This is a genomic window from Streptomyces sp. NPDC059861 (assembly GCF_042731435.1).
Taxonomy (GTDB): domain Bacteria; phylum Actinomycetota; class Actinomycetes; order Streptomycetales; family Streptomycetaceae; genus Streptomyces.
The window spans coordinates 1-22,781 of record NZ_JBHWJQ010000044.1 but is presented as its reverse complement, the minus strand read 5'-3'; the positions used below and the strand labels follow the sequence as shown (position 1 = coordinate 22,781).

The 22,781-nt window shown below is 71.1% G+C and carries 22 protein-coding genes and 1 pseudogene; 11 read left to right on the top strand and 12 right to left on the bottom strand.

The window, feature by feature from the left end:
• The first annotated feature begins 154 nt into the window (after positions 1–154).
• The 4 genes from ACFV6X_RS30285 to ACFV6X_RS30270 all read left to right on the top strand — a co-directional run bounded on the left by ACFV6X_RS30285 (position 155) and on the right by ACFV6X_RS30270 (position 4,009).
• Positions 155–2,149, top strand: a complete 1,995-nt coding sequence (locus tag ACFV6X_RS30285) for a DUF1996 domain-containing protein (RefSeq protein WP_385388945.1) — start codon at positions 155–157, stop codon at positions 2,147–2,149.
• A 343-nt stretch (positions 2,150–2,492) separates the two neighbouring features.
• Positions 2,493–3,029, top strand: coding sequence for a DUF2269 domain-containing protein (locus ACFV6X_RS30280; protein WP_385388854.1), 537 nt, complete (start codon positions 2,493–2,495; stop codon positions 3,027–3,029).
• 144 nt (positions 3,030–3,173) lie between these two features.
• Positions 3,174–3,689, top strand: coding sequence for a hypothetical protein (locus tag ACFV6X_RS30275; protein ID WP_385388852.1), 516 nt, complete (start codon positions 3,174–3,176; stop codon positions 3,687–3,689).
• Positions 3,690–3,793: 104 nt separating this feature from the next.
• Entirely contained in the window at positions 3,794–4,009 is a 216-nt protein-coding gene (locus ACFV6X_RS30270; protein ID WP_385388850.1) for a hypothetical protein, read from the top strand.
• 88 nt (positions 4,010–4,097) lie between these two features.
• Here the strand turns inward: ACFV6X_RS30270 and ACFV6X_RS30265 are convergent, their stop codons facing one another.
• From ACFV6X_RS30265 to ACFV6X_RS30245, 5 genes are all read right to left on the bottom strand, one after another.
• Positions 4,098–5,753, bottom strand: a complete 1,656-nt coding sequence (locus ACFV6X_RS30265; RefSeq protein ID WP_385388847.1) for an HAD-IA family hydrolase — start codon at positions 5,751–5,753, stop codon at positions 4,098–4,100.
• 88 nt (positions 5,754–5,841) lie between these two features.
• Complete coding sequence (locus tag ACFV6X_RS30260) at positions 5,842–6,927, bottom strand: ABC transporter ATP-binding protein (RefSeq protein WP_385388846.1); 1,086 nt, start codon at positions 6,925–6,927, stop codon at positions 5,842–5,844.
• Between the two features lie 3 nt (positions 6,928–6,930).
• Positions 6,931–7,743, bottom strand: a complete 813-nt coding sequence (locus tag ACFV6X_RS30255; RefSeq protein ID WP_385388843.1) for an ABC transporter permease — start codon at positions 7,741–7,743, stop codon at positions 6,931–6,933.
• Entirely contained in the window at positions 7,731–8,627 is an 897-nt protein-coding gene (locus tag ACFV6X_RS30250) for an ABC transporter permease (RefSeq protein ID WP_385388841.1), read from the bottom strand. Before ACFV6X_RS30250 ends, ACFV6X_RS30255 begins: the two co-directional genes overlap by 13 nt.
• A complete protein-coding gene (locus tag ACFV6X_RS30245) occupies positions 8,624–9,781 on the bottom strand; it encodes an ABC transporter substrate-binding protein (protein WP_385388839.1) in 1,158 nt (385 codons plus the stop codon). Before ACFV6X_RS30245 ends, ACFV6X_RS30250 begins: the two co-directional genes overlap by 4 nt.
• Positions 9,782–10,028: 247 nt before the next feature.
• Between ACFV6X_RS30245 and ACFV6X_RS30240 the strand changes: the two genes are divergently transcribed.
• Positions 10,029–10,769, top strand: a complete 741-nt coding sequence (locus ACFV6X_RS30240) for a GntR family transcriptional regulator (protein WP_385388837.1) — start codon at positions 10,029–10,031, stop codon at positions 10,767–10,769.
• 187 nt (positions 10,770–10,956) lie between these two features.
• Entirely contained in the window at positions 10,957–12,240 is a 1,284-nt protein-coding gene (locus ACFV6X_RS30235; RefSeq protein ID WP_385388834.1) for an APC family permease, read from the top strand.
• Between the two features lie 36 nt (positions 12,241–12,276).
• Here ACFV6X_RS30235 and ACFV6X_RS30230 read toward each other — a convergent pair whose 3' ends face one another.
• Entirely contained in the window at positions 12,277–13,686 is a 1,410-nt protein-coding gene (locus tag ACFV6X_RS30230; protein ID WP_385388832.1) for an MFS transporter, read from the bottom strand.
• Positions 13,687–14,022: 336 nt separating this feature from the next.
• Between ACFV6X_RS30230 and ACFV6X_RS30225 the strand changes: the two genes are divergently transcribed.
• Positions 14,023–14,370: a hypothetical protein gene (locus ACFV6X_RS30225; RefSeq protein ID WP_385388830.1), complete on the top strand. Its 348-nt coding sequence runs from the start codon at positions 14,023–14,025 to the stop codon at positions 14,368–14,370.
• Positions 14,371–14,462: 92 nt separating this feature from the next.
• Here the strand turns inward: ACFV6X_RS30225 and ACFV6X_RS30220 are convergent, their stop codons facing one another.
• The gene (locus ACFV6X_RS30220) at positions 14,463–14,957 is read right to left on the bottom strand and encodes a PaaI family thioesterase (RefSeq protein WP_385388828.1); all 495 of its coding nucleotides are present in this window, start codon (positions 14,955–14,957) and stop codon (positions 14,463–14,465) included.
• Between the two features lie 92 nt (positions 14,958–15,049).
• Between ACFV6X_RS30220 and ACFV6X_RS30215 the strand changes: the two genes are divergently transcribed.
• The gene (locus tag ACFV6X_RS30215; RefSeq protein WP_385388826.1) at positions 15,050–15,517 is read left to right on the top strand and encodes a winged helix-turn-helix transcriptional regulator; all 468 of its coding nucleotides are present in this window, start codon (positions 15,050–15,052) and stop codon (positions 15,515–15,517) included.
• Positions 15,518–15,576: 59 nt separating this feature from the next.
• On the opposite strand, the gene ACFV6X_RS30210 is transcribed toward ACFV6X_RS30215, so the two are convergent.
• The 3 genes from ACFV6X_RS30210 to ACFV6X_RS30200 all read right to left on the bottom strand — a co-directional run bounded on the left by ACFV6X_RS30210 (position 15,577) and on the right by ACFV6X_RS30200 (position 17,717).
• Complete coding sequence (locus ACFV6X_RS30210; protein ID WP_385388824.1) at positions 15,577–16,134, bottom strand: snapalysin family zinc-dependent metalloprotease; 558 nt, start codon at positions 16,132–16,134, stop codon at positions 15,577–15,579.
• A 253-nt stretch (positions 16,135–16,387) separates the two neighbouring features.
• Positions 16,388–17,056: a class F sortase gene (locus ACFV6X_RS30205; protein ID WP_385388822.1), complete on the bottom strand. Its 669-nt coding sequence runs from the start codon at positions 17,054–17,056 to the stop codon at positions 16,388–16,390.
• Positions 17,057–17,168: 112 nt separating this feature from the next.
• Positions 17,169–17,717: a hypothetical protein gene (locus ACFV6X_RS30200; protein ID WP_385388820.1), complete on the bottom strand. Its 549-nt coding sequence runs from the start codon at positions 17,715–17,717 to the stop codon at positions 17,169–17,171.
• A 227-nt stretch (positions 17,718–17,944) separates the two neighbouring features.
• Between ACFV6X_RS30200 and ACFV6X_RS30195 the strand changes: the two are divergent.
• Together ACFV6X_RS30195 and ACFV6X_RS30190 are read left to right on the top strand one after the other, a co-directional pair.
• Positions 17,945–18,700: pseudogene (locus tag ACFV6X_RS30195) on the top strand (FAD-dependent monooxygenase); the annotation flags it as partial.
• A 169-nt stretch (positions 18,701–18,869) separates the two neighbouring features.
• On the top strand, positions 18,870–20,057 hold the full coding sequence (locus ACFV6X_RS30190; protein ID WP_385388818.1) for a phosphatidylserine/phosphatidylglycerophosphate/cardiolipin synthase family protein: 1,188 nt from the start codon (positions 18,870–18,872) through the stop codon (positions 20,055–20,057).
• A 37-nt stretch (positions 20,058–20,094) separates the two neighbouring features.
• On the opposite strand, the gene ACFV6X_RS30185 is transcribed toward ACFV6X_RS30190, so the two are convergent.
• Both ACFV6X_RS30185 and ACFV6X_RS30180 read right to left on the bottom strand, forming a co-directional pair.
• The gene (locus tag ACFV6X_RS30185) at positions 20,095–20,940 is read right to left on the bottom strand and encodes an RNA polymerase sigma factor SigF (protein WP_385388942.1); all 846 of its coding nucleotides are present in this window, start codon (positions 20,938–20,940) and stop codon (positions 20,095–20,097) included.
• Positions 20,941–21,070: 130 nt separating this feature from the next.
• On the bottom strand, positions 21,071–22,381 hold the full coding sequence (locus ACFV6X_RS30180) for an amidohydrolase (protein ID WP_385388816.1): 1,311 nt from the start codon (positions 22,379–22,381) through the stop codon (positions 21,071–21,073).
• A 167-nt stretch (positions 22,382–22,548) separates the two neighbouring features.
• Here ACFV6X_RS30180 and ACFV6X_RS30175 point away from each other — a divergent pair, with 167 nt between their 5' ends.
• Entirely contained in the window at positions 22,549–22,725 is a 177-nt protein-coding gene (locus tag ACFV6X_RS30175) for a thiazolylpeptide-type bacteriocin (protein WP_053760578.1), read from the top strand.
• Positions 22,726–22,781: the final 56 nt, after the last annotated feature.

Below are 22,781 nucleotides of genomic sequence, written 5' to 3'. Positions count from 1 at the left end.
TGAGCCGATTGAACACACCGGCGCCGTCCCCCGTATGGCACCCGGGGGGAACTCATGCCCGGGTCGACCAACGCGTAGGAGTACAACCGTGGGACGCAACACGCGCAGACGCCCAACCGGCGCGCGACGCGCGACATTCGCAGCCGTCGCGCTGATGCTGGGCGGCGGAGGACTGGTCGGTGTGAACGTGTACGCCTCCGCCACCGACAGCGGCGCAGGCGACAACGTCGGTGACACCAAAAGCGCGTGGGGCGCCGCCACGATCGACTGCCCCGACGTGGGTGAACGGCTGACCGCGGTGCCGGACGCGGCGCGGGCGGAGGTCGACAAGGAACTCGCCCTGCTCGACCAGCAGATCGCCGACGCCTACCAGCAACTGCAGCAGCAGCCGGTCGAGTCCGCCCAGGAAGCGGTCGTGAAGCCGCTGACGCAGCAGCGCGGCGCCACGATCGAGCGCATCGTGGTCGCCCTGGACAACGCGGGTGAGCGGCCGGAAGGGCTCGAGGCCCTCGCGGCGTGCACGCTGCTGGAGGCCGAGGGAGCGCAGGAGGGCGCCGCCGAAGGACAGGCCGGTGACGGCTCCGAAGGCGCGGGAGACGGCCAGGCCGGAGACGACGGCCAGGCCGACGAGGGTGGTCAGGCCGACGACGGGGATCAGGGCGGCGAAGGACAGGGCGGCATCGGCGGCCAGGGCGGCAACGGTCCCGTCGCCGCGGACTTCGCGGACATCGCCGACGTCCAGCCCAACGTGGCCGCTCCGCCCCAGACGGAGGACGCGTCCCGAGGCACCTTCACGACCAGCTGCGGTGTCAACGCCGAGGGGCTGTTCAACTCGGACAACGTGATCGTGGCCCCCGGTGTCACCAACGGGGCGCACCACTTCCACGACTACATCGGCAACCAGTCCAACGACGCGTTCGCGAGCGACGAGGACCTCGCCGCCGCCGACACCAGCTGCGCCGACCAGGGCGACAAGTCGTCGTACTACTGGCCCGTGCTGCGTCTGCAGAACGGCACGCAGGAGCAGGACGCCCAGTCGCCCGGCGGTGGGGTGGAAGGAAACGCCGGCGAGATCGTGACGCCGAAGGAGGTCACGCTGACGTTCGGGGGCAGCCCGCTCGGCGAGGTCACCGCGATGCCGCGGCTGCTGCGCATCATCACCGGCGACGCCAAGGCGTTCGTCAACGGCCCCGGCAACGCGAACGCCTCCTGGAGCTGCACCGGCTTCGAGGACCGGCAGCTGAAGGACAAGTACCCGCTCTGCCCGTCCGGCAGCGACGTGGTGCGCACCTTCCGCTTCCAGAGCTGCTGGGACGGTACCAACATCGACAGCGCCAACCACCGCACGCACGTGGCCTTCGCCGACGCCTCCGGCAACTGCCCCTCCGGCTTCCGCGCGATCCCGCAGCTGGTGCAGCGGATCGTCTACGACGTCGACGCGCCGAGCCTGGACGACGGCGGCAGCACGACGCCGTTGTTCGCGGTGGACTCCTTCCCGGAGCAGCTCCACAAGCCCGTCACCGACCACGGCGACTTCGTCAACGTCTTCGACGAGGATCTGATGGGGGAGATGGTCGACTGCATCAACGACGGACGTCAGTGCGGTGCCGGCGCCGGAGACGGTGACGGCGGAGGCGAGGAGGAGCCGACGGCTCCCCCTGAGGATCCGCAGGACGGCGGCGACGGCGGCGCGGAGCAGCCTGGTGAGCCGGGTGACGGCGGCACGGAGCAGCCCGGCGAGCCCGGTGACGGTGGTGCCGAGCAGCCCGGCGAGCCCGGCGACGGCGGTGGCATCGACGAGCCCGGCAAGGGTTCCGGTGGCGGCGCTGAGCCCGGCGAGGCACCTGACGACGAGGCAGCTCCGTCGGACGGCGCCCCGGCGACGAACACGGCGCGTCCCGTGGAGCCCAAGGCGGCGGGCACGCCGAACGCTCCGCTGCCGGCCGCCACGTCCCGGGCGCCTGCTGCCGGGGCCGGGACCGACGATTCCGGCGCCGGGACGTCGGCCGGACAGCAGGTCGCGGCTCCGCAGGGCATCCAGGGCGGACTGGCCGAGACCGGCACGCGCCTGTGGCCCGCCGCGGCCGGCTCCGCACTGCTGATCGCAGGCGGACTTCTCCTGGTGCGGACCCGGCGCCGCCAGATGTAGCGTCGGCAGGCCCCTTTCGACGAGGGCCCGGGTCCATCTGGACCCGGGCTCTTTTCTGCGCTCCCGTCCGGGGCGGCAGCACGCCTTTTCGCGTTGCTGCAGCAGGCGCCCCGGTCGATGTCGCCGGGAGACCTTCCTCAGTGGTGCAGGGCCCACGGACCCCTGTTCGGCCCGGATCCCCGTCGACCCACGGGTGGCCGACACGCCGCCGGTGGCTGCTGTGCGGCCGGTGGGATCCCCGGAGGGAGTGCCTCAGGCCCCGTTGCGTACGCCGAGGCCAGTACGCCCGCTTACTCCCGCTGTCAGACGCCTCGCGCACCCGGTGCGCGGCACGGTGGTGTGCGTGAAACTCAGCCGCCCCGCACGCCGGGTCACCCTTGTCATGCATGTCATCGCCTCCGCGGGCTGGCTCGGGCTGACGCTCGGGCTGCTTGCCCTCGGCCTCACCGCGGCCACCACCGGCTCCGCGGTGACGGTGGAGGCGTCGGTCCGCGCGATGAAGCTCTTCGCCGACCGGCTCCTGTTGCCCCTCGCGTTTCTCACCCTCGCCAGCGGTCTGCTGCTGTCCCTGGGCACGCAGTGGGGACTGGCCAGGCACCGCTGGGTGTACACGAAGTTCTGGCTGACGCTGGCCACGACCACCGCCACGGCCTTCGCCCTGCGCCCCGGGGTGAACGCGGCGGTCGCCTCCGTGGCGGCCGGAGAAGGACTGCCGGACGCCGGGGACATCCTCATGGGACCCGTCGTGTCGCTGTCCGCCTACCTGTTCATGACGGTCATCTCGATCCTCAAGCCCTGGGGACCCACCCGCCGGGGCCGCAGGCTGCGGGCTGCCGGGCGCAGGCCGGAGCCCGCCGGGCGGGTCACCGAGACGGTCTGACCGTCTCGAAGATGCGCTTGACCCCAGTCACGGAGGACGACACCGACCTCGGCGTGGCTGCGAGGGCGTGCGCCGTCCGGACGGTAGAGGTGTCGGGCGGGGGTTGTGGGCCGGTTCGAACAAGGTGGGGACGAGGAGCTGGTCATGGCGATGGTCGGGCTGTTCTGGGTCACTCCGGACACGGTGTACGTGGGGTCGCCACCGGCTGCCGACGGGAGCTGTGTCCGGCTGACCGCCGACGGCGTGGAAGCCGTGAACGCCGAGGGATCCCAGGCGTGGTCCTGGTCAGGGTTGCGGTCCATGGTTGTCGAGGACGTCCCCATGGAGGGGCCCTTGGGCCGCGCGGCAGGGTTGTTCGGGTCGATGTTGTCCGCCGTGGCCGGCGCCTTCCTGGGTGAAGGGCCGCCCAGGATGACGCTGCGGCTGGAGACGGAGAACGGGTCGGAGGAAGTGACGGTGTACTCGGCCGCGGCGGGAGGGTACGGCGCGCGGGAGACGGCACTGTCGCAGAACCTGCTCGCGCGCTTCGTCGCGGGAACCGCGGACCCAGGGGCCGTCCAGGCGTGGGGTCGTGACCACGGCTCGGAGCGCACACCGAAGCCGCGCGTGCGGGAAGCGCTGTTGCACGCCTGGGCAGGGGAGTCGTCCCGTCCTGCGTGACGGCCATCAGGGTGGTCGCGGGCCGTGTCGGGCGTCGGGCGCGGACCCGGTTGGCCATGCTGGGCCAGGAATGGCGCACCCTTCCCAGCGACAAGGAGCACGGCATGCCGGCAGATTCGGTCGGACGTTTCCTGGCGGCTCTGGACCCGGAGCACCGGGAGGCCGTCGGCGCCCGGCCCGACGCGGAACAGCGACGTCTCGCGGCCGCCTGGGAACGGGAGCTCGAAGCGGACGACGAGCTCGACACGCTCGACGAGTTGTCCCCCGCGGCGGCGGAAGCGGAGGCCGCCCGCCGTGTCATGAAGCGCGAGACCGAGTAGGACGTTCCGTACGACGGATCTCCCGGCGGACCGCCGGAAGGCGTCGGCGACGTGCAGTCCAGCCACGTACCCGGCAGGCCCCCGTCACTCACCCCGCGCCGGGCAGCCGGAAGGTCGTGACGACCGCCGCGTGATCCGACGGCCAGTCGTTCCCGGCCACGTCGGGCCAGGCACGCGGTGTGCCGGTCACGTATGTCCGCGAGTCGAGGACCCGCAGGCCGCTGTGGAGGACGTAGTCGATCCGGTCCTGCGGTTCGGGCCGGCCGCTGCCGTCCTCGTGCAGGGCATGGATCGGTGACCAGGTGTGGCCGGGTGCGGCGACGGGATCGGGGTGCGCCTCGCGGTAGGAGTCGCGCAGACCCGCCTCCTCGGCCTCACGCGTCACCGGCCACTCCACGTCGGGACGGTCGAGGTGCGAGGGACAGTTGAAGTCGCCGACCAGCACCACGGGCACGCCGTCGTCGCTCGTCTGCGCGATCCACCGCAGCGCCTCGCGCATCTGGGCCAGCCGGACCTCCTCGTGGGCGATCAGCTCGTCGGCGCCGAGCCCGTCGAAGGCCGACTCGTAGGGCCCGTACGGCGCGTGATGCAGGTGGGCCGTCCATACGTCGACCTCGCGGCCGGGGCCGACCTGGATCCGCACGCCCGCCGCTCCGTAGAAGCCGACGTCCGGGTCGCCGTGCCGGGCGGTGAGGGGATGGCGGCTGATGATGCCGAGGTTCGCGCCGGCGGTGTGGTGATGCCAGCCGAGGGCCTCGGCCAGGTCCCGGGTGGCGGTGCCGGCGGTCTCCTGGAGCCCGACGACGTCGGCGCCGGTGTCGAGGACGGCCTTGATCTGCTTGGCGTGGTGGTCGTCGACCTTGGCGCCACCGTGCCAGAGATTCCAGCTCATGACGCGCAGTCGCAGTCGGGAGGGTGTCGCGTTCGGCAAGTCCAGCGGTGTCGCTCCCGGTTCGGGTACGACACCGGTGCCGGCCGCGGCAGCGCGCCCGGGCACGGGTCCGGCGGCCTCCGCGGGTTCAGACCCGGCCGTCTCCTCAGGCGCGCCCTCGACCGCCGCCTTGCCCGGGAGATCCGCCACGCCGAGCCGCCCCCGCAGCACCATCGCCTCCAACTCCTCCGTGGTCACCCCGACAAGACTGTCCCGCACGATCCGCCCCGGGGCCGCCGCGATCGGTGCCAGCGACGGGACGGCCAGAACCGCGCACCCGGCCGCCTCGGCGGAGGTGACTCCGGTCTGGGTGTCCTCGACGGCGACACAGGCGGCGGGTTCGGCGCCGAGGGCGTGGCAGGCGGCCAGGTAGGGGTCGGGGGCGGGCTTGCTGACGGCGGTGTCGTCCGCGGTGACGGCCACCGCGAACCGCTTGGCGCCCAGCGCGTCCAGGACGGTCCCGGCGACGGCCCGGGGTGACGCGGTGACCAGTGCGGTGGGTACGCCGTCCCGCGCCAGCGCGTCCAGCAGGTCAAGTGCGCCCGGCCGGGGCACGATGCCGGTCCGGACGCGGTCGGCGAACTCCCGGTGCAGAGTGGAGGACAGGTCGGCGACGGGGCGGCCGGTGGCGTCGGCGAGCCATGCGGCCGTGTGCTCGACCGTCCGGCCCAGCACCTCGGGCCGGTCGGCTTCGGTGAGCTGCCGCCCGGCGACGTGTTCCACCGCCTCCCACCACAGTCGCTCGGTGTCGACGAGCGTGCCGTCCATGTCGAACAGGACGGCCTGGAGGGGGAGGCGGGGGTGGGGGGTCACGTGTGGGTTCTCTTTCGGTTGGTGGTCGACCGCCGGTGGTTGCTCGCCGGTGGTCGTGTGCCGGTGGTCGTCGGACGAATGGGGGGCGTCAGCTGTCCTTGCGATCGGCGACCAGTACGGCGCGTTCCGGTAGTGACACGCCGACGGGAGCGCCGGTGCCGAGCGCGGCCGCGTCGTGCGCGGGCAGGTCGGCCTTCACCTCGGTGCCGTCGGCGAGCCGTACGGTCATGCGGACGACGGCGCCGAGGAACGCGGTGGCGACGACGCGGGCAGTCCCGTTGTCGTCGGCGCTCACCCGTACGGCCTCGGGCCGCACGAGCACGTCCACATCGGTCGCCCCGCTGCCCGGCACCGGACCGTCGACCGGCAGCCGCTGCCCGAGCACCTCGACGTCCGTGCCCTTCAGCGCCCCCGGGATTCGGCTCATCGTGCCGACGAACTCGGCGACGAAGGCGGTCGCGGGACGGCCGTACAACTCGGCCGGCTCCGCGCACTGTTCGAGTCGGCCGGCCCGCATCACGGCGACCCGGTCGGCGACGGAGAGCGCCTCCTCCTGGTCGTGGGTGACGAACAGGGTGGTGATGCCGAGCTCCTGCTGGAGCCGCCGGATCTCCTCGCGCAGCGACAGCCGCACCTTGGCGTCCAGCGCGGACAGTGGCTCGTCCAGAAGCAGCACCCGGGGGCGCAGCGCGAGCGCCCGGGCCAGCGCGATCCGCTGCTGCTGCCCGCCGGACAGCTGGTGCGGGAAGCGCTCGCCCTTGTCGGCGAGTCCGACCAGCTCCAGCAACTCGGCGGCGCGGGCGCGGCGTTCGGCCGTACGGACCTTGGCGATCCGCAGCCCGAAGGCCACGTTGTCGAGCGCGTTCAGGTGGGGGAAGAGGCTGTAGGACTGGAAGACCATACCGGCGTCCCGCCGATGTGCGGGGATCCGGGTGACGTCGCGGCCGTCGACCAGCACCGCGCCGGAGTCGGGATGCTCGAACCCGGCGAGCATGCGCAGCGCGGTGGTCTTGCCGCAGCCGGACGGGCCGAGCAGGGCGAGGAACTCACCGGGCCGGACGGTCAGGTCGAGCCCGTCGAGGGCGACGGTCGGCCCGAACTCGCGCCGTAGGTCGCGAAATTCGACGGTGGCCGCCTGCGTGGTGGCGGCCTTCTCAAGAGTGGTGGCGGTCATGGTTCATCCCCGGGATGCGGTACGGGTGCGTCCGCCGGCACCGGCGAGCGCGAGAAGCAGGACCCATGTCACGAGCAGACTGAGCACGGACACGGCGACGGAGAGCTGGGCCTGGGAGCCGCTGACGTTCACGATCCACACCGCGAAGGGCTGGAAGCCCAGCAGTTGCGCCACCGTGAACTCGCCGAGCACCAGGGCGAGGGTGAGGAACGAGGCGTTGAGCAGCGCGCCGCGCAGATTCGGCAGGACGGCCCGGACCAGGGCCTGTGGCCAGCCGGCCCCGCAGGAGCGCGCCGCCTCGACGAGGGTGGGTACGTCGACCGCGCGCAGCCCGGCGTCCAGCGCCCGGTACACGAAGGGCAGCGCCATCACGACGTACGCCAGGACGAGCACGAACGGGAAGTCCGGGTTCTGGATCGCGACGAACGTCTGGAACAGCGGCGTACGCGACAGATGCTCGGGCCCCCACTTCAGCACGGTCCCGATGCCCGCGACGAACGCGATCGGCGGCACCACCAGCGGCAGCGAGCAGACCACCTCGACGACCGGCCGCAGCCGGGGCGCGCCGAGCCGCAGCGCGACCATGGCGGGCACCGTCAGCAGCAGGACGATCGCGATGGTGGCGGCGGCCAGTCCCAGCGAGAGCAGCAGGCCGGCGACGAAACCGTCGGTGGAGAAGATCCGCGTGTACGCGTCGAAGGTGATGCCCCGGCCCGGCACGTCCACCGTGAAGACCACGGACGCGGCGAGGGGCACCAGGAAGTACAGTCCGGCGAGGCCGAGCACGCCCCACCGCCACAGGTTCAGGCGAGCCATCGGGCACTCCGGCGTTGCAGGGGCAGGTACACCGCCATGACGAGGCCCGCGACGAGGACCATGTCGAGGCTGAGGGCGAGGGCCACGTTCTCCTGGCCGACCAGCACGTTGCCGGAGATGGCGTCGGCGATCTGCAGGGTGACGAGGGGGACGGAGCTGCCCACCATGGCCGCCGCGGTGGCGTACGCGGCGAACGCGCTGCCGAACAGCAGCACCAGACCGCCGAGCAGCGAGGGCAGCAGCACGGGCAGGGCCACGTACCGCCAGTACTGCACCGTCGTTGCGCCGTTGTTCTGCGCGGCCTCACGCCACTGGGTGCGCAGCCCGTCCAGGGCCGGCGTGATGGTGAGCACCATCAGCGGGATGAGGAAGTACAGGTAGACGAGGACCAGTCCCCAGAAGCTGTACAGGTCCCAGCCGGTGCCGCCCAGTCCCAGGTGCCGGGTCAGCACACCGGCGTTGCCGAGCGTGGCGACGAAGGCGAAGGCCAGCGGGACACCGCCGAAGTTGGCGAGCACCCCGGACGCGGTGAGCACCGCCTCGCGCAGGGCGGGGAACCGTGAGGTCACCACGGCCTGGGCGATCGGCAGTCCCAGTACGGCACCGAGGGCGGCGGTGACGGCCGACAGCTTGACGCTGCCGAGGAGAGCGGTGAGGTAGGCGCCCTGGAGGGACGTCGACAGGTTGCCGGTGGTGTAGGACGTCGCCCCGGTCGCCTGGTCCTTCACGGTGAAGGCGCCGTTCAGCATGGCGACGGCGGGCAGTCCGAACGCGATCGCGGTGAAGACGAGCAGCGGGAGGACGGCGAGCCATCCGGGGGCGTGGCGCCGCCGCTTCCGGGAAACGACGGGCGCCACGTCCGCGCGCGTGAGCGTGGCGGTCATCCGGAGACGGCCTTCGCCCAGCCCTCGGCGAGCACGGTCTTGGCCTCGTTCTGCTGCTCCTCGGTCGGGAAGGCAGGCGTGCCGGAGACCTCGGGCAGCTTGGCGGCGGCGGTCTTGTCGAGGGTGCCGGCCTTCTCCATGGCGGGCATCAGCGCGGGCCGCGCGTATCCCTGAAGCCACAGGTTCTGGCCCTCGGTGCTGTAGAGGTACTCCTGCCACAGCCGGGCCGCGGCCGGGTGCGGGGCGTCCTTGTTGACGGCCTGCGAGTAGTACTGGGAGAACTGGCCGTCGGCCGGGACGGTGACCTGCCAGTCGACACCCTTGGACTGGAACTCCTCGGCGTAGCCGGCGTTGAGGTAGTCCCAGTCGATGCTGATCGGGGTCTCGCCCTTCTCGACCGTGGCCGGGGTGGACTCGACGGGGGTGTAGTTGCCGTTCTTCTTCAGCTCGGCGAAGAAGTCCAGGCCGGGCTGGATGTCGTCGAAGGATCCGCCGTTGGCCAGGGCCGCCGCGTAGACGCCGCCGAAGGCCGAACCCGACTTGGTGGGGTTGCCGTTCAGCGCGACCTGGCCCTTGTACTGCGGCTCGAGGAGGTCCTTGAAGGTGGTCGGGCACTCCTTGACGCGCTTGGCGTCGCAGCCGATGGAGATGTAGCCGCCGTAGTCGTTGTACCAGCGGGCCTGTGCGTCCTTCTGCGTCTCGGGGATGTCGTCGAACGCCTCCACCTCGTACGGCGCGAGCAGGCCCTGCTGGGCGGCGCTGATGGCGAAGGAGGAACCGAGGTCGAGGACGTCGGGCGCCCGGTCCTGGCCCTTGCGGGAGGTGACGGCGTTGATCTCGTCCTGGCTGGAGCCGTCGGGGTTCTCGACCTCGATCTTGATGCCGTACTTCTTCTGGAAGGCGTCGATGAGGGCGCCGTAGTTGGCCCAGTCGCGCGGCAGCGCGATGGCGTGCAGCGTGCCCTCCTTCTTCGCGGCTTCGACCAGCTTTTCCATGCCGCCGAAGTCGGCGGCGGAGGTGGCGGTTGCGGCGGACTTGCCGTCCGCGGTGGTGGACGCGTTGTCAGGGGCGGCGCCACAGGCGCTCAGGGCGAGCACGGCGACGACGGTGAGGGAGCCGCCGAGAACGGCTGATCGCGGCAGGGACACGGACACGGTCTCTCCAGGGGTGCGCACAAGGGTGGGTGCTGCGGGGTGAGGAGCCGCAGGACAACCTGCGGCGAGAACTTGTCTGAACAAGTCGGCCTCAGTACGCCCGCTGAGAATGACCTGAAAGTGAACGTGAACCGAACCGCGGCCCCTTGTTGCCTGCACAATCCCGGCGGACACGGATCACGCAGAACATCGATTAGGCTGCGTAAGCTGCTTAAGCTGTGCACACCAACTACCCCAGAGGGGCGGCATGACGGCGCGACACGAGGAGATCGCCGAGGCGCTGCGATGCGCGATCGACCGCGAGGAGTACGCGGTCGGCGGCCGGCTGCCCTCCGAGACGGAACTCGCCGCGCAGTACGCCGTCTCGCGCGGCACCGTCCGCCAGGCCGTCGCGAGCCTCACCGCCGAGGGCCTGATCGGCTCCCGCCAGGGCGCGCGCCGGGTGGTGCTCGCCAGCCGCCGCAGCCAGAGCTTCGCCGAGCTGCGCAGCTTCGCCCAGTGGGCGCGCGCGATGGGCCGCGAGGCGACGGGGCGGGTGGTCGAGCAGGAGTTCCGGCCGGCCACCACCGAGGACGCGGTACGGCTCCAACTCCCTGAGGGTACGGACGTGTTGCACGTCCTGCGGGTGCGCGGACTGGACGGCGAGCCGGTGCTGCTGGAGCGGACGGTGTACGCCGACTGGATCTCACCGGCGGTGCGGTCGATCGAGCCGGACTGCGCGTCCGTCACCCAGCGGCTCTTCGAGGACACGGGCCTGGTCTTCGCCTACGGCGAGCACATCATCGACGCCGTCGCCGCCGGGGCACAGGACGCCGACCTCCTCGGCCTCCGCCGCACCAGCCCGCTGCTGCGGGTGCGGCGCGTGACGACGACACACGAGGGCCGACCGGTGGAGTGGTCCGACGACCGCTACCGCTCGGACGCGGTGAGCTTCAGCGTGCACAACTCGATCGGCAACAACGCGCTGGCCCGGAAGACGGTGGAGTAGAGGACCGCGGAGTTCGATCACCCTGACGGCGCCTCCTTCGCATGCCTGGCCGGGATGCCGGGCACAGGAGACGTTGTTCGGCACCCACACCTCAGGGGGAGTCCTCGTGTCCTCATCCGTAAGTGACGCCGTCGCCTCACCGGAGGGAGGGGACGGTACTCCGCTACGGCGGGCCATCGGGCCCAGAATGCTGCTGCTGTTCGTGATCGGTGACATCCTCGGCACCGGTATCTACGCCACCACCGGTCAGGTCGCCGGCAAGGTCGGAGGGGCGCTGTGGCTGCCGTTCGTCATCGGCTTCTTCGTGGCGATCCTGACGGCCGCCTCGTACGTGGAACTCGTCGGGAAGTATCCGAAGGCGGCCGGGGCCGCGCTGTACACCCAGAAGGCCTTCAAAGTGCCTTTTTTGACCTTCATCGTCGCCTTCATGGTCATGTGCTCGGGCCTGTCCTCGGCGAGCGCGGCGGCCCGTGCCTTCAGCGGTGACTACTTCGCCGAGTTCACCGACTTCTTCCCGCCCACCTTCATCGCGATCCTCTTCATCCTCGCCCTCGCGGCTCTGGCTCTGCGGGGCGTGTCCGAGTCGGTGAAGACCAACGTGGTCCTCACCCTCGTGGAAGTGACGGGCCTGCTCGTCATCCTGGCGATCGGTGCGTGGGCGGTGCTGACCGGTGACGGTGAGCCCTCCCGGCTCGGCGAGTTCCAGGCGGAAGGCACGGGGTACGCGCTGCTCACCAGCGTGCTGGGCGCGACCGCCCTCGGCTTCTTCGCCTTCGTGGGCTTCGAGGACTCCGTCAACATGGCCGAGGAGACCAAGGATCCGGTGCGCGCCTTTCCGCGAGCCATCTTCCTGGGCGTCGCCGTCACCGGGACCATCTACGTGCTGGTCGCCCTGGTCTCCTCGCTGCTCGTCGACTATCGCGTGCTGGAAGGCTCCAGTGGCCCGCTGCTGGAGGTCGTCAAAGCCGGCGGCCTGAACTTCCCGCCGAAACTGTTCGCGCTGATCGCGTTGTTCGCGGTCACCAACTCGGCGCTGATCAACATCATGATGGCCTCCCGCCTGTGCTATGGCATGGCCAACGAGCGCATCCTGCCGCGCGCACTGGGCCGCGTACTCCCGCGGCGCCGCACTCCGGTCGTCGGCATCGCCTTCGTGTCGCTCCTCGCCATCGGACTCGTCTCCACCGGAGAGATCGCGGGTCTCGGCGACACCACGGCCTTCCTGCTGCTGTGTGTCTTCGCCGTCGTCAACATCGCCGTTCTGGTCCTGCGCCGCGACCCCGTGGAGCACCCGCACTTCCGTACGCCGACGGCTCTGCCGGTGCTGGGCGCGGTCACCTGCCTGATCCTGGCCAGCCCCCTTTCGGACCGCCCCGCGGACGTGTACATCCGGGCGGGCGTGCTGCTGGCCATCGGAGTCGGGCTGTGGGGGCTCAACAAGCTGGTGATGAGGGAGAGCGACAAGGCGTGATCCGCCGCGGAGCCGCGACTCGCCGCCCGCGCCGGTTCAGGACGCCGAGGACACGACGGCGCGGTCGCCGTCGTCGGCGGACGTGGTCTCACCCTCGTCCAGGGACACGTCCTTGGTCTCCTTGCCGAGCAGGAGCGCGGTCAGCGTCAGTACCGCCATCGCGGAGAGATAGACACCGACCAGCCATGGCGAGCCGTCACCGATCTCCCACAGGGCCACCGCGATGAACGGCGCGACGGCCGCCCCGAGGATCGAGCTGACGTTGTACGAGATGCCGGATCCGGTGTAGCGCACGCTGGTGGGGAAGAGCTCGGGCAGCAGCGCGCCCATCGGGCCGAACGTCATGCCCATCAGGGTGAAGCCGAGCACCAGCCACAGCACCACGCCGAGCGTGCCCAGGTCGATCAGGGGCACCCAGACCAGTCCGAAGACCACGATCGCGGCGGTGACCCAGATCAGGGTCGCGCGCCGTCCGTACTTGTCGGCGAGCGGCCCGGAGACGAGGGTGAACGCGGCGAAGAACAGCACGCCGAAGATCATCATCAGGACGAACGTGGTGTAGCTGTAGCCCAGGCCGGGCACGGCGGCGTCCTTCGCGGTGCGTCCGTAGCTCAGCGAGAACGTGGTCATCAGATAGAAGAGCACGTACGTCGCCAGCATGATGAATGTGCCGAGGATCAGCTGCTTCCAGTGGCCGCGGACCACGGTGGCCAGCGGCAGCTTGCGCACCTTCCCGGCCTCGCGGGTCCTGGAGAACACCGCCGACTCGACGAGCCGCGACCGCACCCACAGGCCGATCACGACCATCACGGCCGAGAACAGGAACGGGATGCGCCAGCCCCAGTCGACGAAGGCGTCGGAGGGCTGCGTGGGGTCGGCGCCCGCCGCGGACGGCAGCAGCGCTCCGATGATCAGGAACAGGCCGTTGCCGATGATGAAGCCGAGCGGCGCGCCCAGCTGCGGGAAGGTGCCGTACAGGGCGCGCTTGCCGCGGGGGGCGTTCTCGGTCGCGACAAGCGCGGCACCGCTCCACTCGCCGCCGAGCGCGAAGCCCTGCGCGAGTCGCATCAGCACGAGCAGCGCGGTGGCGATCCAGCCGGCCTGTGCGTAGGTGGGCAGGACGCCGATGAGGAACGTGGCGACGCCCATGGTCAGCAGGGAGATGACCAGCGTCCGCTTGCGGCCCAGCCGGTCGCCGAGGTGTCCGAAGAAGACGGCCCCGACGGGGCGGGCGACCATCGCGGCGCCGAAGACCGCGAAGGACGCGAGCAGCGCCGTGGTGGGGTCACTGCTCGGGAAGAAGAGAGAGGGGAAGACCAGCACGGCGGCGGTCGCGTAGATGTAGAAGTCGTAGAACTCGATCGTCGTGCCGATGAGGCTGGCGATGAGGACGCGGGACCTGGGATTGACGGGCGTCTGGGGTGCGCCGGTGGCTGGTGCGGGCATTGCTCGGTCTTTCGCGCGAGGTGGAGGATCGGTCGCGTGGGCCCGGACCTCCGCAACACGTCCCCCTCGCTGAAAGACCGTGCGAACCGTACGGGCATGTCAACGATCTCAGCTGTCTTATTCTCCGGAAAATGGATATCACGATGTGAGACGCCGTGGCCCGCCCTCGTGCCGCTGCGCGGACGGGGACCGGGTGCGCCTGATGCTGGTGTCCCAGCTGGCCCGGTCGGAGGGCGACCTGAGCTGTGGCACCTTCGAGGCGCCCGTTTCCACATCGACCCTGACCCATCACTGTGGATCGGCACTCACATCGACCAGCACCTGCGCAAGCTCGTGGTGGGGAGCACCCTGCTGTTCGCGTTCTGCGTGCTCGTCCTTGCCGTGTTCTCCGGTGTGCCGGTGCTGGTCCACGCCGCCGTCGCGGCGTGGGGGTTCGCGTTCGGCAGCTCGCCGAGTCTGTGCGTCGGCAGCGCGATCAACGCGACAGGAGCGCCCTCCGACGTCGCGCAGTCGATCACCATCACTGTCTTCTCCGCGTCCATCGCGCTCGGCGGCTTCATCGGGGGCCTTCTGCTCGCGGGTCTCGGGGCGGCGTCGATCACCTGGGCGGCGTTGGCGCTTCTGATCGCCGCCGATGCGGCAGTGATCAGCGGCGTGAGGCACGCCTTTCCCAAGGGCCCCTGAGGCACCGCCAGCAGGTTCTCCGCGCATCTCCCCCCCGTGGCCGCTGATCGTGACCTCATCCCAGGTCGGCACGCGAGGGGCAGCCGGCGGACCTAACGGCCGGGTACGGGGATGAGCATGCAGCTGCTCGTGGCGTGGGCGAGAAGCCGGTCCGTGGCGTCGAACAGTTCCGCCTGCGCGAGGGCGGTGCGGCGGCCCTGGCTGAGCACGGTGCCGACGGCGCGTACCTTGCCGGTGTCGACGGTGATCGGGCGCAGGAACTTCAGCGTCAGGTCGAGCGAGGTGTAGCCCATGCCGGCCGGCAGGACGGTCTGCACGGCGCAGCCGGCGGCGGAGTCGAGCAGGGTGGCGTAGACACCGCCGTGGACGCTGCCGATGGGGTTGTAGTGCTCCTCGCCCGGCTCCATGGCGAAGACCGCGCGGCCCGCCTCGACCTCCTCCAGGCTGAAATTGAGGGTCGCGGCGATGGGCGGGGCGGGCAGGCGGCCGGCCAGCACGTCCTGGAGGAATTCCAGACCGCTCGCCCGGCCGACCGCCGCCGCGGACACCCGGGGGTCCTCCCACTCGAACGTGCGTGACCTGGCCATGGGCGATTCCTCCGGACTAACTGACTATGGAATTCGAAGCTAGCCAGCCGCACCTCTGGATGTCAATGCCGAAGCCAGCCTACGATGAGCGCATGACCTGGCTGGAGACCAGCACCGAGAACTGCACGGTGCAGCGCACCCTTGAGCTCGTCGGCGAGAAGTGGTCGCTGCTGGTGCTGCGCGACGCCATGAACGGCGTGCGCCGCTTCGACGACTTCCGCCGCCACATGGGACTGTCCGAGGCGGTGCTGGCGGACCGGCTGCGCAAGCTGGTCGACGCCGAAATCCTGGAGACCGCCCCGTATCGCGAGCCCGGCAGCCGGACGCGGTACGAGTACCGGCTCACACCCAAGGGCTGGGACCTCTGGCCCGCGATGATCGCGCTCAAGCAGTGGGGGGACCGATACACCGCGGACCCGGAGGGCCCGCCCCTGGAGGTCCGCCACCGCGACTGCGGCGAAGCGGTCGAGGCCGTGATCGTCTGCCCTGGCGGCCACGGCGCGCTCACTCCCCGGCAGGCCTTCACCCGCCCCGGAGCCTCCGCCCGCGCCCCGCGCTGACCCACGGTCCGGCCGCGGAGTGCGCGGGGACGGCCGGTCCGCCCCCGCGCCCCGGTGTGTCAGTCGACCACCATGCCGGCCGTCACGCCTGCCGGTGGCGCGAGTGCCAGACCGAAGTTGTCCTCGACCTCCGCCTTCTCCGCCGTGTCGGGGTAGGGGTTCGTGCACGACACGCCCGCACTCGAACCGGACATGAGGCTGGTGCAGGGGCCGGGCTTGCGGTCCGGCAGCCCCAGGATGTGGCCGAGTTCGTGAGCCGATATGCGGACCGTGTCGTAGCCCTGGTTCACCGCCTGCCGTCCGATGTAGACGGTTCCGTTGCCGAGCGAGGTGGTGAGAGCCCGGGGCCAGCCGTTGTCGGCCAGGACACGGATGTTGGCGCGTTGCCCGGCTGCGGCCGGGCGCAGCTCGACGCTGTCCACGCTCTGGTTCCAGATGGCCGCGCCTCGGTCGACGGCGGCCCTGAACTCGGCCGACGCACTGGCGTCGTAGGTGACGACGCGCGCCGCGAGGACCGGCGCGTCGGCGTCCGTGGGTGCGGCGTGTGCCTGGCCCGCGGTGGCCAGGGTGGCCGCGAAGGCGGCGGCGAGGATGGGGACGAACGTGCGTGCGTGCAAGGTCGGCCTCCTGTGGGGGAAGGTGGGCGTGTTCATGCCACGTTCTGCTGGGCACCCTGCCCGTCCCCGCCGACCGCCAATCCCTCAATCGGCCCTGCACCGAGCCGCGGTGGCGCCGCGGACGCGTGCGGGGAAACCCAGCCGCCGTGGCTCCGTGGACACGTGCAGGGGAACCGCGTCCCCACCGGCCTTCACCGCGCGAGCCTCGGCGCGGGACGGGCCGCGCCGGCCCGTACGGGACGGCGCGGCCGCATCACACGAGGTGGGCGAAGACCACCAGGTTCTCGGTGTAGTCCTTCACCGAGTGGTCGTAGTCCCCCGCGCAGGTGATGAGCCGGACCTCGGGGCGGTCCGTGTCGGCGTACACGCGCGTGTCCGGGAAATCGTCCTTGGGGAAGGTCTCCGTGTCGTCCACGACGAAGTCCGCCTTGCGTCCGTCCGCCCGGTCGACGGAGAACCGGTCCCCGGGCCGGAGTTCGTAGAGCTCGGCGAAGACGGCCGCCGAGGTGGCCGTGTCCACGTGCCCGGCGATGATCGCGGCCCCCACCTCGCCGGGCGTGACGCCCTTGGCGTACCAGCCGACGAGATTGGTGTCGGCCGCGGGCGGCGGCTCCAGCTGGCCCGTGTCGCTGACGGAGAGAGAGGTGAAGGGGGCGTCCACGGAGATGCTCGGGATGAGCAGCCGGATCGGCGTGGAGCGGGGCAGCGGCCGCGCGCTGCGCTGTGAGTCCGTGTGCGCCGCGGACGAGCCCGGGGAACGGGAGGCCTGCGGGGTGCTGTCGGGTTGCTGGTTGTCGCCGAACACGCTGACGGCGACGATGATGATCGCCACTCCCCACAGGGTCAGCCGCCCGCCGCGGCCGGCGTGCTGACCGTCCGTCGCCCGCTCGGCGGGGGGCGTGGAGGGGGGACCTGCTGTCATCGGGCATCACCTCACTCGGGCACGACAGCACGGGCTTCGGAGCTCGGGAGCGGCGCGGGCCGCCGGCACGGTGTGCGCCGGCGGCGGCCGCGTCCCAGGAGAGCGGAACCGGTCAGGACGCCTGGTCGGCGGCCTTCTTGCGGCGCAGCGCGTACATACCGGTGGCGCCGACGGCGAGAATGGCCAGTCCACCCGTGGTGACGCCGGGCGAGGAGAGGCCGCCCCCACCGGTGTGCATACCACCGCGCGGCTTCTCGTGGTCCCCACCGCCGCCCCAGCTGTCCTTGCCGTGACCGCCCTCCTTGTCCTTGTAGGAATCCTCGTCCTTGTCCTTGTAGGACTCCTCGTGGCTGTCGCCGTGGCTCGAGTTCCAGTCGTCACCGCCCTGCACCGCGGCGAGTGCGCCACCGCCGGTGTGCATTCCGCCACGCGGTCCGTCGTGGTTGCTGTCCTTGTCGTAGTCCTTGCTGTATGACTTGTCGTGATCGCCGGAGCTCTTGTCGTAGTCGTGGCCGGAGCCGCTGTCGTGCTCCTTACTGTACGAGGAGTCGTCGCGGCCGCCGTAGTCCTCGGCCGGTACGGCGAAAGCGCCGCCGGGCGTGGCGAAGGTGAGCGCGGCGGAGGTGGCCGCCGTGGCGAGAAGAATGCGGGCAGAACGCATATCGGTGTCCTTCCGCCGTGGCCGGGCAGCGGACACGTCATCAACTGGAATGAACCCGGCCTCGACATGAACCACCGTTAGCCACTCCCTTGCCGCGCACCATCCGGGCCGCCCAGCCGTGTCATCGCTCCACCCGTCTGTCCCAGCGACACGCCGCCGCATCCCCCTGTCGGGTCAGTCCGATGTCACCCGGGTGCACGCAGGGCGGCCGAGCGCCGCCTCACTGCCGGACGCGGCCCACGACCCTGGAGGAGGTCGGGCAGCGACTCCGGGTCGTCGCCGGCACCGACTTCGGTGTGTGCTCGGCGCGCTGGCTCTCCCGTTTCGGCGACGCGACCCGGCTCGCCGAGCGTTACCGGGTCGGGCGGGTGCTGCTGGCAGGCGACGCGGCGCACATCCATCCGGCGATGGGCGGGCAAGGACTCGATCTGGGCATCCAGGACGCGTTCAACCTCGGCTGGAAACTGGCCGCCGAGGTCGCCGGCTGGGCGCCGGAGGGTCTCCTGGACACCTACCACGGCGAACGGCACCCGGTGGCCGCCGACGTGCTGGACAACACGTGTGCACAGATGGAGCCGCTGTCCACCGAGCCGGGTCCGCAGGCGGTGCGCCGGCTGCTGTCGGAACTGATGGACCTGGAGCACGTCAACCGCTACCTGATCGAGAAGGTCATCGCCCTCGGGATCCGCTACGACTTCGGTGCGGGGCATGACCTGCTCGGCCGGCGGATGCGGGACGTGAAGCTGGAGCAGGGGCGCCTCTACGAGCTCATGCGCGGCGGCCGTGGACTGCTGCTCGACCAGACCGGCAGGTCCTCGACGGCGGGCTGGGAAGGCCGGGTCGACCACGTCAACGACGCCGGCGGGGAACTGGACGTACCCGGCGTGCTGCTGCGGCCGGACGGTCATGTGGCCTGGATCGGCGAGGATCAGGGGAATCCGATCGGTCAGCTGTCCCGGTGGTTCGGCGCGCCCGTCCGGTGAGTAAGGCACGGCGCCTGGCGTTCGGCGCGGATGGACGTGTGGGGTCGTGCCGTTTAGGCTGCCCGCTTGTCCCGCGTGGGGCGGATCGAAGGAGGAAGGCGATGTCACAGCCGGTCTCGGCGCCCGTCGGGGAGCCCGGAGGGCAGGCTCCCGCTGCCTGGACGCTCGCATGACCGTCGCCGAGGAACGCCCCGGTGCAGCCCCGGTAGGCACCCTGCGGCTCCGTCGTCGCCTGGAGCGGCTGCTCGGTGTGGCCGCGACCGAAGGGAACGAGCTTGTCGCCCTGCGCAACGGTGACCAGATCTTCCCCGCGATGCTGGAGGCGATCCGGACCGCCGAGCACACCATCGACCTGATGACGTTCGTGTACTGGCGCGGCCGGATCGCCCGTGACTTCGCCGCCGCGCTCGCGGAACGTGCCCGGGGCGGGGTGCGGGTACGGCTGCTGCTCGACGGGTTCGGCGCCAAGGAGATAGAGCAGCACCTGCTGGACGAGATGGACGCGGCCGGTGTCCAGGTGGCCTGGTTCCGCAAGCCGCTGTGGCTGTCGCCGTTCAAGCAGAACCACCGCTGTCACCGTAAGGCGCTGGTCGTGGACGAACACACGGCGTTCACCGGTGGCGTCGGCATCGCGCAGGAGTGGTGCGGCGACGCCCGCAACCCGGACGAGTGGCGGGACACGCACGTCAAGGTGCGGGGGCCGGCCGTGGACGGCATCGCCGCCGCCTTCGCCCAGAACTGGGCCGAATGCCACGACGAGCTCTACGACGACAGGGACCGCTTCACCGAGCACGAGCAGCCCGGCGCTTCCGGCGTCCAGGTCGTGCGCGGTTCGGCGAGTTTCGGCTGGCAGGACATGCAGACCCTGATCCGGGTCGTGCTCACCTCCGCCGAGTCGCGCTTCCGGCTGGCCACCGCCTACTTCGCCCCGGACACCTACTTCGTCGACCTGTTGTGCGCGACCGCGCGGCGCGGAGTGACGGTGGAGATCCTGCTGCCCGGCCCGCACACCGATCAGCGGGCCTGCCGGCTCGCCGGCCGGCATCACTACGAGCGGCTGCTGGAGTCGGGCATCTCGATCTGCGAGTACCAGCCGACCATGATGCACGCCAAGATCATTACGGTGGACGGCCAGGCCTCGCTGATCGGCTCCACCAACTTCAACCGCCGCTCCATGGAACACGACGAGGAAGTCATGCTCGCCGTCCTCGACGAGGACTTCACCGCCGGGTTGGACCGGGACTTCGACGCGGACCTCGAACGCAGCGTCGCCATGGACCCGGCCCGCTGGAGGCGCCGCGCCCTGCTGGAGCGTGTGCGGGAGGCCGCGGTCCTCCCCGTACGCCGGTTCCTGTAACCGGCCGCGGGACCGAGGGCGCGGCCTCCTGTGGGGCTCAGTTGGTGGCGAGCATGCCCTTGCGCAGGCGCTTGATGGTGCGGGAGAGCAGACGGGAGACGTGCATCTGTGAGCAGCCGAGGCGTTCGCCGATCTGAGCCTGGGTGAGTTCTTCGACGAAGCGCCAGTGGATGATCTGCCGGGACCGCTCGTCCAGGTCGGCGATCAGCGGGGCCAGGGCGTGGAAGTCCTCCACGAGCTCCATGGCGGCGTCCTCGGTGCCGATGAAGTCGGCCAGCACCGCCTCGACCTCCTCGCTGCCGCCGAGCGTGGCGTCCAGGGAGGCGGAGTTGTATCCGTTGGCGGCGATCCGGGCTTCGATGACCTCCTCCTCGGAGAGGTTCATCAACTCGGCCAGCTCCTTGACCGTCGGCATGCGGTCCAGGCGGGAGCGCAGTTCCTCGGTGGCGCGGGCCAGTTCGACACGGGCCTCCTGGAGGCGGCGCGGCACGTGCACGGCCCAGGACGTGTCACGGAAGAACCGCTTGATCTCGCCGACGATGTAGGGGATGGCGAACGAGGTGAACTCCACCTCGCGCGACAGCTCGAACCGGTCGATCGCCTTGATCAGCCCGATCGTGCCGACCTGGACGATGTCCTCCATCTCGTCCGCCCCGCGGCTGCGGAAGCGGCCGGCCGCATAGCGGACAAGAGAGGTGTTCATCTCGATCAGCGTGTTGCGTGCGTACTGGTACTCGGGCGTGCCCTCCTCCAGTACCGCGAGCCGCTCGAAGAACTGCTTCGACAAGGACCGCGCGTCCTTCGGTGCGACCTTCGCCGGGTCGGCCACCTCGGGCAGTTCGCCGGCGGCAGCCTGCTCGACGCCGGTCTGCGTGCTCGACATCGCGGTCGCGGTCATAGTTCCCAGCCCCTCCCTGTGCAGATCCATCGACCCGTCCATCGACGGGTCGATGATACGGCGCCTACCCAGGGTCGAGCGGAGCATGCAGGGAGGAGGGCAACGGCCGTCGGGATCAGTTCACCGTCTCCGGCGTGGAGTCGGACGGGTGGCCCAGGAGTGTGAGGGCCGCCGTCGTCATCGCCTTCGTCGCCGAAGGCAGGGCGCTGGGCAGGTGCGGGGCGAATTCGGGGGAGTGGTTCGGGGGGAGTGACGCGAGCCGTTCCGTGACGTTCGCGCCGCTGGTGGCCGCCCACTGGCGTGGGCCCACGACCCCCACCATCCAGTAGCCCAACGGGACCCCGGCGCAGCCGTGGATCTCCTGGCCGGCGTCGCCGTACAGGCCGAAGTCCTCCGTCGCCATCGACGGTGCCCACGGCACGACCCGTTCGGCGCCCAGCACTTCGCGATGGGCCTCGCGCGTCACCGCCGTCACCTCCCCGTCGGGGAGCGTGGCGGGCGATCGCGAGGCCATCGTGATGTCGGGGTCGCGTGGACAGCCGGACGCGGCCGACTCGGCGCGTACGACTCGCTCGACGGCTGCCACGGCACGGTCCAGGGACCCCTGGGACAGCGCGCGCACGGTGATGCCGAGCGTCGCGCTGTCCGGTACTACGCCGCTGTGCGTGCCGGCGTGGATCCGGCCGACGGTGACGGTGATCTGCTCGGCGGGTGCGCTCTCGCGGGAGACGACGCCCTGAAGCCGTAGCACCACCGCGGCCGCGGCGAGTACCGGATCCACCGTCAGATGCGGTGCCCCGGCGTGGCCGCCCCGGCCGTGCAGGGTGACGTCCAGCTGGACGCTGCCGGCCAGCACGGGCTGTCCGAAGCCGTGGGCCACCATGCCGCCCAGGAGGGGGGCGGTGTGCTGGGCGAGCACCGCGTCGGGGCGGCCGAAGCGGGTGTACAGGCCGTCCTCCAGCATGGCCCGCGCGCCGGTCAGCGTCTCCTCGGCCGGCTGGCCGACGACCACCACCGTGCCCCGCCAGTGCGGCAGCGCACCGGCCAGCAGGGTCGCGGCGCCGAGCACGGCGGCGACGTGCAGGTCGTGACCGCAGGCGTGCATGAAGGGGCCCTGGGCGGCGTAGGGCAGGCCGGTACGTTCCCGGATCGGCAGGGCGTCCAGCTCGGCCCGCAGATAGACGCGCGGTCCCTCGCCGTTGGTCAGGACGCCGACCACACCGTGGCCGCCGACGCCCCGCGTCACCGCGTACCCCTGCGCCGTCAGCGCGTCGGCGAGGCGGGCCGCGGTGCGGGACTCCTCGCCCGACGGCTCCGGATGCTGGTGCAGGTCCATCGCGAAGACGGTGAGCGGGCGCAGCACCGTGTCCAACCGCCCGAGGACGGGCCCGTACTTGTCCGAGGGGACGATCGCCGCAGTGCTCACCCGGACATGATCCGGCGCACGGCCGGCCGGCCGCTGTCACGCCGCTGTCATCCGACGACAGCGCCCTGACAGCGGACGGCACCTGGATGCGTCAGTGGCGACCGATCCAATGAAGGGGCCGAACACCCCGGGACAAGCCCGGTGGTGTCCTCACCTCAGGAGTGACCATGGCTGACAAGTCGACCCTCGCCGCCCTCGCCGACGAGATCCTGGAGCTCGAGTCGGAGACCTTCGAGATCTCGGACTACTCGGACGCCAGCGAGGTCGTGCTCGCCGGTTCCACGAGCTGCTCCTCCACCTCGACCTGCTCCTCCACCACCAGCACCACCTCCTGCAGCGCCTGATCCCAGGCCCGCAGCACGTCGGCGTCCGGCCCCGCCGGACGCCGAAACGGCCGGGT